This is a genomic window from Enterocloster sp. (assembly GCF_057861365.1).
Window position 1 is genome coordinate 158,250 of record NZ_DBMACH010000002.1, and the last position, 16,602, is coordinate 174,851.

At 45.7% G+C, this 16,602-nt stretch carries 17 protein-coding genes; 16 read left to right on the top strand and 1 reads right to left on the bottom strand.

What is annotated here, in order from left to right:
- Positions 1-112 precede the first annotated feature (112 nt).
- The 14 genes from ACZM6M_RS03525 to ACZM6M_RS03590 all read left to right on the top strand — a co-directional run bounded on the left by ACZM6M_RS03525 (position 113) and on the right by ACZM6M_RS03590 (position 12,921).
- Positions 113-940 carry an ABC transporter permease gene (locus ACZM6M_RS03525; RefSeq protein WP_317437894.1) on the top strand — a complete coding sequence of 276 codons (828 nt, stop codon included), beginning with the start codon at positions 113-115 and terminating at the stop codon, positions 938-940.
- A complete protein-coding gene (locus tag ACZM6M_RS03530; RefSeq protein WP_317437895.1) occupies positions 940-1,722 on the top strand; it encodes an ABC transporter permease in 783 nt (260 codons plus the stop codon). The genes ACZM6M_RS03525 and ACZM6M_RS03530 overlap by 1 nt, the downstream gene beginning before the upstream one ends.
- Positions 1,723-1,734: 12 nt before the next feature.
- A complete protein-coding gene (locus ACZM6M_RS03535) occupies positions 1,735-2,775 on the top strand; it encodes an ABC transporter ATP-binding protein (RefSeq protein WP_337433959.1) in 1,041 nt (346 codons plus the stop codon).
- A 39-nt stretch (positions 2,776-2,814) separates the two neighbouring features.
- A complete protein-coding gene (locus ACZM6M_RS03540) occupies positions 2,815-3,870 on the top strand; it encodes an ABC transporter substrate-binding protein (RefSeq protein ID WP_066549430.1) in 1,056 nt (351 codons plus the stop codon).
- Positions 3,871-3,883: 13 nt separating this feature from the next.
- A complete protein-coding gene (locus tag ACZM6M_RS03545) occupies positions 3,884-5,602 on the top strand; it encodes an adenine deaminase C-terminal domain-containing protein (protein WP_489489708.1) in 1,719 nt (572 codons plus the stop codon).
- Between the two features lie 2 nt (positions 5,603-5,604).
- On the top strand, positions 5,605-6,945 hold the full coding sequence (locus ACZM6M_RS03550) for an amidohydrolase family protein (protein WP_340277048.1): 1,341 nt from the start codon (positions 5,605-5,607) through the stop codon (positions 6,943-6,945).
- 72 nt (positions 6,946-7,017) lie between these two features.
- The gene (locus ACZM6M_RS03555; protein ID WP_417045807.1) at positions 7,018-7,875 is read left to right on the top strand and encodes a sirohydrochlorin cobaltochelatase; all 858 of its coding nucleotides are present in this window, start codon (positions 7,018-7,020) and stop codon (positions 7,873-7,875) included.
- A gap of 114 nt (positions 7,876-7,989) precedes the next feature.
- A complete protein-coding gene (locus ACZM6M_RS03560; RefSeq protein WP_340277044.1) occupies positions 7,990-9,543 on the top strand; it encodes a purple acid phosphatase family protein in 1,554 nt (517 codons plus the stop codon).
- Between the two features lie 7 nt (positions 9,544-9,550).
- Entirely contained in the window at positions 9,551-10,678 is a 1,128-nt protein-coding gene (locus ACZM6M_RS03565; protein WP_418763132.1) for a YibE/F family protein, read from the top strand.
- Between the two features lie 134 nt (positions 10,679-10,812).
- The gene (locus ACZM6M_RS03570; protein WP_337433952.1) at positions 10,813-10,962 is read left to right on the top strand and encodes a hypothetical protein; all 150 of its coding nucleotides are present in this window, start codon (positions 10,813-10,815) and stop codon (positions 10,960-10,962) included.
- Positions 10,943-11,257 carry a hypothetical protein gene (locus ACZM6M_RS03575; protein ID WP_489489711.1) on the top strand — a complete coding sequence of 105 codons (315 nt, stop codon included), beginning with the start codon at positions 10,943-10,945 and terminating at the stop codon, positions 11,255-11,257. The genes ACZM6M_RS03570 and ACZM6M_RS03575 overlap by 20 nt, the downstream gene beginning before the upstream one ends.
- A gap of 67 nt (positions 11,258-11,324) precedes the next feature.
- A complete protein-coding gene (locus tag ACZM6M_RS03580) occupies positions 11,325-11,795 on the top strand; it encodes an LURP-one-related/scramblase family protein (RefSeq protein WP_337433950.1) in 471 nt (156 codons plus the stop codon).
- A gap of 8 nt (positions 11,796-11,803) precedes the next feature.
- Complete coding sequence (locus ACZM6M_RS03585; protein WP_066549412.1) at positions 11,804-12,226, top strand: 2-thiouracil desulfurase family protein; 423 nt, start codon at positions 11,804-11,806, stop codon at positions 12,224-12,226.
- Positions 12,223-12,921, top strand: a complete 699-nt coding sequence (locus tag ACZM6M_RS03590) for a metallophosphoesterase (RefSeq protein WP_066549411.1) — start codon at positions 12,223-12,225, stop codon at positions 12,919-12,921. Before ACZM6M_RS03585 ends, ACZM6M_RS03590 begins: the two co-directional genes overlap by 4 nt.
- On the opposite strand, the gene ACZM6M_RS03595 is transcribed toward ACZM6M_RS03590, so the two are convergent.
- Complete coding sequence (locus ACZM6M_RS03595) at positions 12,918-14,162, bottom strand: NAD(P)-dependent oxidoreductase (RefSeq protein ID WP_066549410.1); 1,245 nt, start codon at positions 14,160-14,162, stop codon at positions 12,918-12,920. The two genes, ACZM6M_RS03590 and ACZM6M_RS03595, sit on opposite strands and share 4 nt — an antisense overlap.
- Positions 14,163-14,375: 213 nt before the next feature.
- On the opposite strand from ACZM6M_RS03595, the gene nagA reads away from it, so the two are divergent.
- Complete coding sequence (gene nagA / locus ACZM6M_RS03600; protein ID WP_418926850.1) at positions 14,376-15,524, top strand: N-acetylglucosamine-6-phosphate deacetylase; 1,149 nt, start codon at positions 14,376-14,378, stop codon at positions 15,522-15,524.
- Between the two features lie 126 nt (positions 15,525-15,650).
- Positions 15,651-16,556 carry a DUF1266 domain-containing protein gene (locus ACZM6M_RS03605; protein WP_418926849.1) on the top strand — a complete coding sequence of 302 codons (906 nt, stop codon included), beginning with the start codon at positions 15,651-15,653 and terminating at the stop codon, positions 16,554-16,556.
- Positions 16,557-16,602 lie beyond the last annotated feature (46 nt).

A 16,602-nucleotide genomic window follows, 5' to 3' on the forward strand; every position in this document is an offset into this window, starting at 1 on the left:
GCATAAAAAATATAGAAATTATGTATTGGACGGAATGTATATTACTTTTTATAATAAATTCAGAATTAAAAATTAGTATAATTAATGAATATATTCAGAATGGAGGAAGAACATGAAGAAAAGCAGTACATGGATGATGCTGGCTCCCGGGCTGATCATTTTGCTGTTGTGTCTGGGTCTGCCCCTTATAAGTGTGCTGACCCCTACATTTACAGCAGGACAATATCCTCTCAGTGCGTATGTGGAGTTTTTTCAGGATGAGTACTACAGAAAAATTCTGTTTCGCACCCTGAAAATTGCAGTTATTACCACAGGGATCTGCATGGCAGGAGGGATTCCCACCGCATATTTTATAAGCCGGTGTGATAAAAAATGGAGAGGTCTTCTTCTGGCAGCATCCATTTTTCCAATGATGACAAATTCTGTGATCCGAAGTTTTGCCTGGATCAATATTTTAGGAAGCAACGGTATAATCAACCGCATTCTGCTGGCTCTCAATGTAGCTGATAAGCCCATGAAGCTTCTTTATACAGATTTTGCTATTATTATCGGTTCTGTGTATCTGTTTCTTCCTCTTATGATCGTTACGGTTACAGGTGTAATGGAGAATATAGATGATGATATGATGGAGGCGGCTCAGAGTCTGGGAGCAGGACGATTTGAGGCTTTTATGAAAGTGATTTTCCCTATGAGTCTTCCGGGAATTATAGTAGGAGGTATCCTTGTTTTCACAGGAACCCTCACTGCATATACAACACCTCAGCTGCTTGGAGGAAACAGCAATATGGTTCTGGCAACTCTGATTTATCAGAGAGCCATGTCTGTAGGGGATTGGAACGGGGCTTCTGCAGTAGCGCTGATTATGATCGTAATTACTCTTATAGTAATCAGGGGCTTTAATGCTCTGGCAGCAAGATTGGATAAAAGAGGAGGAAAATAATGAAAAAGAACCGTTGGCTGACAGTTTACGCTGTCCTGGTATTTTTGTTTTTGATGATCCCTCTGGTGATTATTACCGTTACGGCTTTTGGAGGAGGAAGTGCGATTACATTTCCAATTGATTCTTTTTCCCTGAAATGGTTTGGAAATGTTTTTGCTTTGAAGTCTTTCCGGCGTTCCTTTCTGACCAGTCTGGAAGTGGCATTCCTTGCAACCTTTATTGCTCTTTTGGTGGGAATTCCTGCAGCATACGCACTGGCACGGTCAGGAATCCGCGGAAAACAGCTTCTGCGATCCGTATTTTTGTCTCCAACCATTGTTCCTGGGATTGTAGTAGGTTTTATCCTGTATCAGTTCCTGATCCTGACTTTCCGCCTTCCGGTTATGGCAAGTCTTCTGGCAGGCCATTTTCTTGTAACTCTGCCTTATGTAATCCGTGTAGTTGGTTCTGCTATGGAGCAGTTTGATTTTTCTATTGAAGAAGCTGCCTGGAGTCTGGGATGTCCTAAGGGAGCAGCATTTTTTAAAGTGGTTCTCCCCAATGTAACCTCCGGTATTTCATCTGCTTTTATGCTGGCTTTTATCAACTCATTTAATAATATTCCTGTATCCATGTTTTTAACGGGTCCCGGTGTCAGCACCTTCCCGGCAACACTGATGAATTATATTGAATACAATTATGACCCTACGGTGTCCGCTGTTTCTGTGCTTTTAATGGCAGCTACTGTACTTATTATGGTAATCGTGGACAGAACCCTGGGAATTGCTTCACTGGCAAAATAGGAGGATAAGAAAATGGCATTTATGACATTAGAGAAAATCGGCGTCAGCTATGATAAGAAAAAACAGATCTTAAAGGGCCTGGATCTGTCTGTGGAAAAAGGCGAGCTGGTATCACTCCTTGGTCCCAGCGGATGCGGAAAGACTACGACTCTTCGGGTAGTGGCCGGCTTTATTGAACCAGGTGAAGGAACCTTTACACTGGACGGAGAAGATATGACAAAGGTTCCGGTACACAAGCGAAATTTTGGAATAGTATTTCAAAGCTATGCCCTTTTTCCGCATCTGACGGTATATGATAATGTGGCTTTTGGACTGCGTACGCGCAAGATGGATAAGGCACAGATTGACAGAAAGGTAAAAGAGATTCTGGAGGTTTGCGGCCTGACAGAGCTGTCTGGCCGTTTTCCGAGAGAAATGTCCGGTGGACAAAGACAGAGAGTTGCTCTTGCAAGAGCACTGGTAATCGAACCTAAGCTTCTTCTTTTAGATGAGCCACTGAGTAATCTTGATGCAAAACTTCGCATCAGTATGAGAGTCGAAATTAAGCGCCTTCAGAAAAAACTGGGAATTACTACTTTGTTTGTTACTCACGATCAGGAAGAATGTTTCTCTATTTCTGATAAAGTGGCTGTTATGAATGGAGGGATCATCGAACAGTATGACACACCGGAACAGATTTACAGACAGCCTGCCACAGAGTTTGTAGCCCGGTTTATTGGATTTGAAAATTTCCTGAATCTGGAAAGATGTGGGGATGGAAGTTATCTTGCAGGCGGTCAGAGCCGTTTCTGTTCTTTTATGGAATGTCCGGAAGGAGAATTTACAGGAACGATCAGACCGGATGATATCCGTATTGCAGCACCGGATCAGCAGGAAAATGTTATTACCGGAAGAATCGGCGTTCGCACCTTTCTTGGAAAGAGCTATCAGTATGAAGTGGAAACAGCTGCTGGTGTTCTGAAGGTTAACATGAATACGGAATGTATCTATGCTGAGGGGGATCAGATTCGTCTGTATCTTCCTGAGGATAAGCTGATCCTGGTACGGCGGTAAAAAGCAGAAAATTGAAATTATTATAAAAGGAGAAAAAAGATGAAAAAGAGAGTATTAGCAGCAGTCTGCATGGCAGCTATGGCAGTAACAGCCTGTTCCGGTGGAGCAGAAGGAGAAGGTGCACAGGCAGGTGGAAAGCAGAAACTGGTTCTGTCTACGTATGGTTTGAGTGAGGATATTTCAGCAGAGGAGGTTTATGCTCCTTTTGAAGAGCAGTTTAACTGCCAGATTGTGACAGAAACCGGAGGAACCAATGACAGATATACTAAGCTGAAGGCAGACAGTGAAACTACGATTGATGTAATTGAACTGTCTCAGGCTATGGCTGCCAAGGGTGCAGAGGAAGGTTTGTTTGAGACCATTGATTTAAGTAAAATTGAACATGCCTCTGATCTGATCGCGGCAGCAAAGACGCTGGCTGACAATGGTCAGGGTGTTCCTTATACTATTAACAGTATTGGGATTATGTATAATCCGGAAGCAGTAGGGTTTGAGATTACAGGCTTTGATGATCTGTGGAAGCCGGAACTGGCAGGTATGGTATCTATTCCCGAGATTACTACAACCTTCGGACCGGCTATGGTATATATGGCCAGTGATCATGCAGGAGTTGATATTAAAACCGATAACGGAGAGGCTGCTTTTAAGGCACTGGAGGAATTAAAGCCAAATCTGGTAAAAACATATGCCAAATCCTCAGACCTGATCAACATGTTTACGTCCGGTGAAGTAGCAGCTGCTGTAGTGGGAGACTTTGGTGTTCCGACGATTAAGGCAGCAAATCCTGATCTTGTATACGTAACTCCGGAAGGAACCTATGCGAATTTTAACACCATCAGTATTACGAAGAATTGCCAGAATAAAGAACTGGCTTATGAGTATTTAAATTACCGTTTAAGTGCAGAGCTTCAGTCTAAGACAGGAAAAGCCTTAAATGAGGCTCCAACGAATAAAACAGTTACGTTTACAGAGGAGGAGTCCCAAAATATGACATACGGTCCGGCAGCAGAAAAAGCAAAAGTTCTGGACTATGGCTTTGTTAATCCTCTTTTAAATCAGTGGATCGATCAGTGGAACAGAATTATCAATAACTAAAGGAGCAGGAACTATGTCCCCGGATTATATTATAAGAAATGTCAATATCTACCAGACTTTCCGTCAGTGTTTTGAACTCCGGGATGCAGCTGTAAAGGACGGCCGTTTTTATGCCGTCCTTCCTGTTAATTCGGGTGTTTATCCCGAAGGCGTTCCCGTCTATGATGCGCAGGGGCGTTATATGATCCCGGGGCTGATTGATATTCATATGCATATAGAAAGCTCCATGACCTGTCCGTCCCGTTTCGGACCGCTGGCTCTGTCTCATGGGACTACAACGATAGTGGCAGATGCACATGAGATTGCCAATGTGTTCGGCATGAAAGGGATTGCGGAATTTCAATCTCAGAAAACAGAAATGGATATTTTCTGGGCTATTCCTTCCAGCGTTCCGGCTACAGATACAGCTTTGGAAACATCTGGAGCCACTATTACACCTGAGGATGCAGCAGCTCTTTTGGAGGACAGAAATATCCTTTGTCTGGGAGAAGTGATGAATTTTAAGCAGCTGGCTTCTGAAGATGACAGAGATACGCCGATTCGGCAGATGATTCGTCTGTGTCGGAAGAAAAGAGGAAGGGATATCCGTTTGGAGGGACATTGCCCCAGAATTTCCGGTGCTGACTTAAACCGGTTTATTTATGAAGGAATTGATGCGGATCATACTCAGCAGACTCCCGAGTCTGTTCTGGAAAAGACAGATCTTGGAATGTTTCTGGAACTGCAGAGAAAATCCCTGACGCCCGAGGTGGTAGAAACGCTGAACCATTATAATCTGTACGAAAATACTGCACTTGTAACGGATGATGTTATGCCGGATCAGCTTTTGAAGGGGCATCTGAATCAGATTGTGCGGACAGCTGTTCTGGCAGGAATGCCGGTGGAAAAGGCAATTTACTGTGCCACTTATACACCGGCCAGAAGAATGCATCTGGATGACAGAGGAATGATTGGTCCGGGAAAACTGGCTGATTTTGTGTTCCTTAAAGATCTGGATACCATGGAACCGGAAGCAGTGGTGAAAGAAGGACGCCTTGCCTGGATTGAGGGAGATTCCCGCTGCGGTATGGAAGAAGAAACGAACTTTCCAGAGCATTTTTATCATTCCGTCCACTGCAGGCCGGCTGTACTGGAGGATTTCATCCTGAAAGCACCGGTGAAATTCGGGCATGTTACAGCCAATGTGATGCAGATTAATACATTCGGAACAGCAACCCGACACATAAAGCGTCAGCTTCCGGTAAAGGATGGAATTGTCTGCTGGCAGGAAGCAGGGCTGAGTCTGGCAGTTCTCTATGAGCGCCACGGGAAAAATGGAAATATAGGTTACGGACTTGTGGAAGGAGCATTTGCAAAGAAGGGAGCTGCAGCTACAACCTGGTGTCATGACAGTCATAATCTGCTGGTTTTAGGAACTTCTCCTGAGGATATGGTTTTGGCTCAGAAACGTATTTTAGAGCTTGAGGGAGGATACTGTATTTTTTCAGACGGCTGTTGTCTGGGGCAGGTACAGCTGAATGTGGCAGGAATTATAAATGAAGGTTCTCTTGAAAAACTTTCCTGTGAACTGGGACAGATAAGAAAGAGCATGGCTTCTCTGGGATATAAAAATAATAATGAAATCATGTCCATGTCTACTCTGGCGCTTCCTGTTTCCCCGGCATTAAAGCTTACAGACAGAGGATTGCTGGATGTAAAAACCCAGAAACAAGTAGAGCTTATCGAGGTATAAAGATGAAAACCATAATCACTAACTCTATTATCATTACAATGAATTCTGATATGGAGGTGTTTCCTGACGGCTATGTGAAAATAGAAGGTACGAAGATTCTGGAGACAGGGCCTTCCTGTGATCTGAAGGAGACAACAGAAGAATTAAGAGCTGCTGGCTGGCAGATAAAAGACGGAAAAAGAGGAATTCTTATGCCTGGTATGGTTAATACACACTGCCATCTGGGAATGATTCCATTTCGGGGACTGGGCGATGACTGTAAAGACCGGCTTCGTGTGTTTCTGCTTCCAATGGAGCAGAAGGCTATGAGCCGGAGAATGGCAGCACTTTCCAGCCGCTATGCAATTTGCGAGCTGCTGCTGTCCGGAGTTACTTCCGTAATGGATATGTATTATTTTGAGGCTGCTGTAGCTCAGGTTATGGATCAGACAGGAATCAGGGGAATTGCCGGACAGACATTAATGGATGAAGGCGGATGTGACGCTTCTGATGCAGATCAGTCTCTGAGTATGGCAAAAGAACTGATAGAAACATACAGAATGCATCCACGTATCAGTGGATGTGCTGCACCTCATGCTACTAATACTTGCAGTCCGCAGATTCTGAAAAAAGCCTGGGAACTTGATACTGCCAATCAGGTACCATTTACTCTTCATGCAGCAGAAATGGATTACGAGATGACCTGGCTGGCACAAACACGGGGCTGTACGCCGGTTGGATACCTGGATCAGCTGGGGGTCCTTTCAAATCAAACGGCTGCAGCTCACTGCATCCATCTGACGGATCGTGACATAGAAATTTTAAGGCAGAGAGGAAGCGGAGTGTGTCACTGTATCGGCTCCAATGCCAAGGCGGCGAAGGGAGTAGCACCGGTGCTTAAGCTGTTAAAGGAAGGTGTTTCGGTAGGCCTTGGAACAGATGGACCGGCCAGCGGCAATACTCTGGATCTCTTTACGCAGATGCGTTTGTGCGCCGGATTTCAGAAAAACAACAGCCATGACAGAAGTGCCATGCCTGCAAAAGATATTGTTTCCATGGCGACCCGTCAGGGAGCCAGGGTTCTGGGACTGGAAGAAAAAACAGGTTCTATTGAACCTGGCAAAGAAGCAGACCTGGTACTGGTGGAAACAGATTCTCCCAATATGTTTCCTGTTTACGATCCCTATTCTGCCCTGGTTTACAGTGCCAATGCATCCAATGTGAGAGATGTATATGTGGCAGGTACCTGCCTGGTTCAGGATAAAAAATTGGTTTATGAGGATTTTGAGTCGATCAGAAGAGAACTTTCAGACTGTATGGGAAGAAGTGCCTTTGGAGAGATGCAGGAGCTGCATCGGCTGTAAAAAAATTGACAGAAAAAATGATTTCCATTAAACTGTAAATACTCATTAAAAACACAACAGGAGAATGAACGAATGAATCTGAAAACAGTATCGGAAATCAAGGGTACAAATCAGAATAAAACAGGAGAACGGGAACTGCTGGCAGTCAGTTTTGGAACCAGCTACAAAAACACAAGAGAAAGAACCATTGAAGCCATAGAAAGAGATATGGAGAGCGCTATGCCGGAATATATCCTGCATCGGGCTTTTACAAGTCAGATTATTATTAACCGGGTAAAACAAAAAGAAAATCTGGTTATTGATAATGTAAGAGATGCTTTAAAGCATGCGGTAGAGAATGGTGTAAAAACACTGATCATTCAGCCTACACATATGATGAAGGGATTTGAATACCAGGATCTGGCTGAAGAAGCATCGGAGTACAGGGCATTATTTGAATACATGGCTGTGGGAGAGCCGCTTTTGACATCAGAGGAAGATTTTGAAACAGTGATCCGCGCTATTACCGAAGATACAAAGGAATATGATGATGGTGAGACAGCTGTTTGCTTTATGGGACACGGTACAGAGGCAGAAGCTAATCAGGTATATAAAAAGCTTCAGAGTATTCTCCTGCAAAAGGGGTTTACGAATTATTATATAGGGACTGTAGAAGCGGAGCCGTCTATTGAAGATGTACTCAGGGAAGTGAAAAAAGGATCCTATAAGAAGGTTGTACTTCAGCCGCTTATGATCGTGGCAGGAGACCATGCAAACAATGATATGGCAGGAGACGAAGAAGGATCCTGGAAAAGGGAATTTGAAAGGGCCGGATATGAAGTCAGCTGTGTTTTAAAAGGACTGGGAGAGATTGAACTGATACGGCATCTGTTTGTCAGTCATGCAAAAGCAGCCGGAGAGCTGTTTTTGCCGGAAACAGGAAAAGAGTAACAAAAATTGATGTATTTCATACATAAACCTGATAGTAAATTTTACATTTCCTTTCTATACTTATATTTATCAGGGAATAGCAGGCCTGAAAACTAAAAGAAGAAGGGAAATGTTATGAAAAAGAAGAGAGTTATGGCCGGAATTCTGGTCGGAGCGTTGGCTGTAGGCGGTCATCAGGTGTGGGCTGCGACTGTCCATTACAATGACTCATCCGTAACCGGAGGGAGTGCAGAATGGCAGGCGTGGACCAGACAGTGGGAGCAGCTGGCAAATGACTATACTCAGGTATCCCTTACTCCGGGAGCGGCAGCGTCTCAGCTGAATTTTGCATGGTATAGCGAGGGCGAAAATGCAACTCCGGTGGTATATTTTGGAATGGACGCAGATGACTTAAAGGCCTGGGAAGGTCAGGCATCTGGTGTGGATACAAACCTTACAGGTGGAAAAGTTTATTCTTACAATTATGTGACTGTAGACGGACTGAAAGAGAACAGTACATATTACTATTCTGTTGAAAAAAACGGCGTCAGGACTCCGGCAGAGGTTTATAAAACGGGCAGCTTCAGCAATGTAAATATTCTTTACGTCGGCGATCCGCAGGTGGGCGCTTCAAAGGGACAGCCCCAGGGAGAGGGTAAGCTGTCAGCGGATCCAGGCGCAGCGAACACTGCGGCCCGTAATGATGGATTTGGCTGGGATCGTACGCTGGATATTGCCCTGGCAGAAAACCCTGATCTTAATTTTGTGATTTCTGCTGGTGATCAGGTGAATAAAACCGGAAAGCCTAAGGAAGAAGAGTATGCTGCATACCTATCCGCAAGCGCGTTAAAGAGCCTTCCGGTAGCCACTACCATCGGAAACCATGACTCTTTAAATAAAGACTACAGCTATCATTTTAATAATCCCAATCCTACCAATTTAGGCATGACTGAGGCCGGCGGGGATTATTACTATACATATGGCCCGGGTTTGTTTATTGTTTTAAATACGAATAATTACAATGTGGCAGAACATGAGCAGGCCATTAAACAGGCGGTAGAGAATTTCCCTGATACAAAGTGGCGTATTGTTACGATACATCAGGATATTTACGGATCCGGTCTGGATCATTCCGATACAGACGGTATGATCCTCCGTACTCAGCTGACGCCTGTATTTGACAAATATGATGTAGATGTGGTTTTGCAGGGACATGACCATACATACAGCCGTTCTAAGCTGCTTTATGGGGATGGAAAAACGCATGGCGCGTATGAATTCCGTCTGGATGAAACAGGCAGTGACTATGACTGGGATCACGCCTATAATGTAAATACAGATGAGTCTATTGCGCTGTATCCGGAGGATGAGCCGTCGGCAGCCTTAAAGGAAGCCTTTGCCCAGGATAACCATTGTTATACGATCGAAGGTTCCGGTCAGTCCGTTGTAACAAATCCTAAGGGAACGCTGTATATGACGGCTAACTCTGCATCCGGATCCAAATATTATGAGCTTACAAATACCCAGCAGGATTATATTGAGGTAAGAAGCCAGAACTGGCTCCCCAGCTATTCTGTGATCAATCTTACTTATGATGATTTCAAGATTACCAGTTATCAGATTACGGATAATGGAAAGGTAGAGACAATAGACAATACCTTTACCATTCACAAGACAGGCAGCAGATAACAGGAAAATGAAAGATATAGAAAACTTAGCTGTAAAAAAATTACTGATCCTGGCGGCCGTTGTGCTTCTTAGCGCTCTGGCCGTCGTAAATCTGAACCATATTTCAAAAACCAGACTGGTCAATCGGACAGGGCAGAGCTTTGAAACGGGAGTGGTCGTACGTATCCTGGAGGACAACATTCAGGAAGACGGCATGAGAGTGGGACAGCAGACGGTGGTTGTGCGGATGACAAGCGGCGAAAAAAAAGGACAGGAGCTTATCACAACCAGCAGCGCCGGATATTTATTTGGAGCGGCGTGTACAGTAGGGATGCGTGTGGTGGTCATTCAAAGCATAGCAGGCGATTCTGTGATCACAAGCATATATTCCAGGGACAGGACAGCCGTAATGATTGGTTTTGCAGTCCTGTATCTGGCGATTTTATGTATTGTAGGCGGTAAAAAGGGGCTGCGCGGAGCCTTAGGGCTGGTTTTTACGTTTGGTGCAATTGTGTATGTTTATCTTCCGGCTGTTTATCTGGGAAATTCACCGTTTTGGACGGCTGTTTTTATCTGCGCAGTGACCACGCTGGTTACGATGTATCTGATCGGCGGAGCGGGAGAAAAGACACTGTGCGCTACTGTTGGGACGTTATCGGGAGTAATTATTGCAGGCTTCACAGCTACTGTTTTTTCACAGCTTTCCGGAATTACCGGATGGAATGTATCAGACATAGAAAGCCTGCTTACTTTATACGAAACAAATGGGATTAAAATAGGAGGGCTGCTTTTTTCCGGCCTTCTGATCAGTTCTCTTGGAGCCGTTATGGATGTGGCAATGTCTATTTCCAGCGCGATGAAAGAACTCTGCGACCAGAATCCGTCAATTACCAGAATGGAGCTGATGAAGTCGGGAATGCGGGTAGGACGGGATATGATGGGAACAGATTCCAATACCCTGATTCTGGCATTTGCAGGAAGCAGTGTATCGATGCTTCTTATGGATTATGCCTATGATCTGCCATTTCTTCAGATCATCAACTCAAATAACATAGGAATTGCAGTCATGCAGGGGCTTTCCGGCAGTTTTGGCATTGTTCTCAGTGTTCCAGTTACTGTGATATTTGCTGCGTTTGTGTATTGTAGAAAAAAATAAAGAGTGCTTTATGGCAGCGGAAGGAATGTTATCCGCTGCCTTTTTGTAATAAAAAAGTAAGGGAGTAAAATATAAAAGCATGCTATAATGGAGATGTACCAAACAAATATGATGTATTGCAGGAGGAAATGCATATGAATATGATTGGAGGACTGTTTGGAATCCTTATGGCACTGACCATCTGGGCCGGTATGATCGCGCTGTTTTTTTATATTGCATACCGTGTGATACGGACCGCAGTTAAGCATGGAGTTATGGATGCCTATGAAGAAATCCATAAATAAAACTGTCGGAAACGGTACAGCTGTTCTTCTGGTATTTCTGGCAGCATGGATATTTTTTTGCCGGATTCCCTCTTTGGGGCTGCCGGATGAAAAGGAGGCAGAACTTTTCTCCGGCCCGGATACCAGACGGGAGAAACAGACTGTGTGTATAAGACAGGGAGAGCAGCTTGCTGAGCTTTCGGAGCTTCCCGTATATGGACAAACGTATGACGGAGACGGGATGCAGAGCTTGATAAGCTTCCGGCAGGAGTCTGGTATGTGGCAGCAGAAACGGACCGGAAGGGCCGTTATATAGAAGAGCTGGAGCAGTGGGAGCATTTCGGAAGCCAGTTTGTATTCTGTATGATAAAGGAGGAAGCGGCATGAAACTTATATTTAAGCAGAGACTGTTTTCATGGTTTGACAGCTATGATATCTATTACGAAGACGGAACCACTGCCTATACTGTAAAAGGACAGCTTTCCTGGGGACACTGCCTGAAAATATACGATGGTCAGGGACGTGAGGCCGGTATGGTGAAGGAACGTATTTTTACCATGCTGCCCAGATTTGAGCTGTATCTGGGACAGGAATATGCAGGCTGCATCAGTAAGGAATTGACCTTTTTTAAGCCGCGCTACAATATTGACTGCAATGGCTGGCATGTGGAAGGGGATTTTCTGGAATGGGATTATAAGATCTTAGACCGGAACGGAAGGCTGGCAGCGGCGGTTTCAAAGGAACTATTCCGCATGACAGATACATATGTAATCGACGTGGAAGATTCGTGGGACGCCCTCTGCGCCCTGATGGTGGTGCTTGCCATTGATGCGGAAAAATGTTCCCGGAATTAGGAGAGTATATGAAGGTTTTAGTCAGCGCCTGTCTTCTGGGCGAAAACTGTAAGTATAATGGAAAGAATAACAGAAATGAGGCGGTTCTTCGTTTTGTAGAGGATAAGGAGGTTATTTCCATCTGTCCGGAGCTTTTAACCGGACTGGGTGCGCCTCGTACGCCTGTAGAGCTGTCCGGAGGCCGGGTGGTAGACAGGGAAGGAAAGGACAGAGATGCCCTGTACCGAAAGGGCGTGGAAATGGCTCTGGAACAGATAAAGGATATGGATATTGACCTTGCCATTCTTCAGTCGCGCAGTCCTACCTGCGGAGTACGCCAGATTTATGACGGCACCTTTACAGGGAGAAAGATTGATGGGATGGGAATTTTTGCCCGTGAGCTGAAAGAGCGTGGAATCCCTCTTATGGATGCAGAGGAGTGTGAAGGATGAGCCTGTACGCCATAGGTGATCTCCATTTGTCCTTTACGGCCAACAAGCCTATGGATATATTTGGAAAAGAATGGAAGGATCATGTAAAAAAGATCGAAAAGAACTGGAATAAGATGATTTCTTCTGGGGATACAGTGGTTCTCGCAGGGGATCACTCCTGGGGGAGAAATTTAAAGGAAGCAGAGGCTGATCTGGAATTTATTGCGTCCCTTCCCGGACGCAAGATTCTTCTGCGGGGGAATCACGATATGTTCTGGGATGCAGGAAGGACAAAAAGGCTGAATGAAAAATATAATGGCCGTCTTTTCTTTCTCCAGAACAATTTTTATTCTTATGGAAATACGGCATTGGTAGGAACCAAAGGATATTGCTATGAGGGAAAGGACAGCCCGGAGCATTTTGAAAAGCTGGTAAAGCGGGAGCTGGAGCGCCTGCGGCTGTCCTATGAGCTGGCTGTGGCAGCAGGCTATACCTCTTTTATTCAGTTTCTTCACTATCCGCCTACCAGTATTGGAGAAGAGGAAAGCGGTTTTACCCGGATGGCGCTGGAATATGGGGCAGATCAGGTGATTTACGCTCATTGCCATGGGAAAGACCGCTTTCAGGACAGTTTTCTGGGAAATGTAGACGGGGTGAATTACCGTCTGGTGTCCTCTGATTATCTGAAATTTAAACCGGAACGGATTCTTCCTTAATCAGGTGCCTCTTCTGTCTGTTTCAGGCTCTGCATATACTGATGCATGGATTCGGCCACAATTTTACTGTGGGCTACGGCTTCCACCACTGTCCGCGCACCGTTTACCACATCTCCGGAGGCAAAGATGCCGGGACGGGTGGTATGACCGGTTTCATCTGCCACCAAAAGACCTTTGGCATCAGCAGCCAGTCCCTCAGTGGTGTTGACAATCCGGTTCTGTGGACCCTGACTGATGGAAATAATCACGCTGTCAGCGGGGTAAAGGGTTTCGCTTCCGGGAATTTCGGTGAGACGGCCTTCTTCATCCTCGGCCATATCCTTAAAGATTACTCCTTCATCTGTGATTTCCACAGGAGCCTTGTTGTATTCAAACTGAACTCCCTCCAGCTGGGCATAGCTGAATTCATGGTGGCTGGCTGCCACCTTTTTTGTGATGGAAAAGCAGGTCAGATAGCGTACGCCTTTTCGGATGGCGGTTCTTGCCACATCCATAGCGGCATTCCCCGCTCCGATCACAATAACCCGTTCGCCCAGGCAGTAACTGTCAGGATTATTCAGATAATTGATTCCAAAGTGCACATGTCCCAGCGTTTCGCCTTTGATATGAAGGGCATTGGGCTTCCATACACCGGTTCCTACGAAAATAGCTTTATAGCCGTCGCGGAAGAGGTCGTCAATACCGATTGCCCCTCCGATATGGGTGTTTGGCCGGAATTTGATGCCTTTCAGATCCAGATGGCGGTATTTGAAATCGTCCAGAACAGACTTTGGAAGGCGGAATTCAGGAATGCCGTAGCGCAGTACGCCTCCGATCTGGTCCTTACCCTCAAAGATAGTCACATCATAGCCGTACCGTGCCAAAATCACTGCGATGGTCAGGCCGGCAGGGCCGGAGCCGACGATCGCTGCACGGATGCCGTTTGATGGAGCCGGCCCCTTTGTCATTTTGTTGGCATAGGTGGTGGAAATATAGCTTTCAATGGTTGAAAAATGGACCGGAGCACCCTTGCGTCCCAAAACGCAGTGGCCCTCGCACTGATTTTCATGGTTGCAGACCAGACTGCACACAGTGGTCAGCGGATTATTTTCAAAGAGCATCTGCCCGGCCTCATCTAATTTCCCTTCCTTTAAGAGGCGGATCACCTGGGGAATCGGAGTGCTGATGGGGCAGCCCTTTTGACACTGGGGAACTTTGCAGCCAAGGCAGCGGCTGGCTTCATCCATAACATGTAATGCCATATTGATTTCCTTTCTACTTTTTTTCTATCTTATCATAAAAGAAAATCTGTTGCCAGTGCATAATGGCATGTATCTGATTCTGATACGAATGATAAAAAATGCACAATCTTAAAAGCATGACACAAACGTTTGGGTAAAAGTTTCACAAAGTATCCCCGGTCTGTGTTACTATGAAGACAGAAATAAAAATATAAGAACGGGAGAGGTATCATTATGAGCAGACAGTTATTTTACAATGGACGTGTATACAGGGATCATCGGTTTGAAACGCTCTGTGTTCTTTCTGAAAATGGTGTGATCACCGAGATCGGAGAATGGATTTATGCTCCTGAGGCAGAGCGCATTGATTTAAAGGGACGCCGTCTGGTGCCGGGATTTTTAGATATCCATACCCATGGTGCTGCTGGGGTGGATGTAAACAGCGCAGACCCTGATGGATATGAGAAGATCAGCCGCTTTATGGCATCTCAGGGTACAACTGGCTGGCTGGGTTCTGTGCTCACAGATACGAAGGAGCAGACACTGGCCTGTATTGAAGCATATAAACAGTGGAAGGGCATGGAACACAAAGGCGCCGCCATGATGGGGATCCATCTGGAGGGTCCATTTTTAAGCCCAGAGTATAAGGGCGCTATGCCGGAGCATCTGCTGCAGAGTAAAAATATTCCTTTGATCGAGGAATACCAGAAGGCTGCCCAGGGGGAAATACGTTACATTACGGTTTCGCCTGAGGTAGACGGCATGGTAGAGGATATCCCCAAATTAAAGGCTCTTGGCATCCAGGTAGCCATCGGCCATTCTGGGGCAGATTATGATACGGCCAGAGCGGCCGTTGCAAATGGAGCAATGGCGTCGACCCATACAGGAAATGCAATGAAGCTGCTCCACCAGCATTTTCCTGCCATCTGGGGAGCGGTGCTGGAGGATGACCGTGTTTACTGCGAGGTGATCTGCGACGGCCGCCATCTGCATCCGGGAACGGTGCGCTTGATCTTAAAGACAAAGGGGCTTGAGCGGGTAGTAGCTGTGACTGATTCGATCATGGCTGCGGGTCTGCCGGATGGAGAGTATCGCCTGGGCGTTAATGAGGTTGTGGTCATTGACGGGGATGCAAAACTGAAAGAAAATGGTACACGGGCAGGAAGTACCTTGACTTCGGGAAAAGCACTGAAAAATCTGATTGCCTTTACAGGGCGGCCGGCAGAGGAGCTTATTCCGCTTCTCACAGAAAATCCGGCAAAGCTTCTGGGCATGGATGGCCAGAGGGGATTTATCCGCCAGGGACTTTTCGCAGACTTTGTGGTGTTGGATGAGAATGATGGGGTAGAAGAAACTTATGTACAGGGACGGCGTGTTTTTTAAAATTTCCTGACATTTATTATAATTTCGTCAGAAATGTGTAAGTTGGCAATCCGAAACGCCTGTGCTATACTGTAAATGTGCTCAGACAGAAGGTGCACAGCAGAGATAGGTGAGAGGATGATTCGGATGAATACAGGACGAAAATGGTTTATAAAAGCAGCAGCTCTTGCCTGCGCGGCGATGCTTATGACTCCCCTTATAGCCTTTGCAGGCTGGCAGAAAGAGGGAGATACCTATGCGTATTATGAAGAGGATGGCACTCGGGTGGTCAATGACTTCCGTAGATCAGGCAATCAGTGGTTTTACCTGGATGAAAACGGCCATATTTTAAAGAACTGTCAAAGGGAAATCAACGGAAAGCTTTATACATTCAATGAAAGAGGCGCTATGGACTCAAGTCCTTCCCGCAGATCAGGGGAAGGGAGTAAAAGCAGTGTATCAGGCTCTTCTTTTACAGCTATCAGCAGCCGGCAGCAGTATTTAAACAAAACAGCAAATCCCTATATGAACAATCAGACAGTTCAGTGGTTTAATGCTGCCTGTGCGATTCTTACCCGGCACAATGCTGGCAATATCCGTGCCTTTGGCGGTGGCTTAAAGCTTGCGGGAAAGGAAGAGAACGGCGAGGAGATGGATAGGGCGGCAAAAGATCAGAATCGTCAGATGTTAAAGACCAGCTGGGGGATCACAGACCGTTCTTCGGCAGACCGTGTTTTACAGGAGCTTTTATCGTCGGCATCAGCAGAAAATTCTGCCTATGATTACAGCAGGGCCATGTCCAATCTGGGTTTTTATTATCTGGCGGATTATTATACAGAGACAGAAGCTTTGGATCGGGCGTTAGAGGTGGCAAAGGAAATACAGAAGAGCTTTTCTTCCTGGGAGGAATTTGTAGAGGATTATCTGAAGGGCTATGAAGAGCGTTCCGGCGACAGCTCAAAAGAGAGAAGAGAAATTTATGAAAATCTGAAAGCAAGTCAGTGGAATCCTTATGAGGTGGACTGGAATTTAAAGCTTAAAAAGAGCTGGTAAGAGGCTTTATACAGGATAGGGAAGAGGATCACCCCTCAGGGCGGAA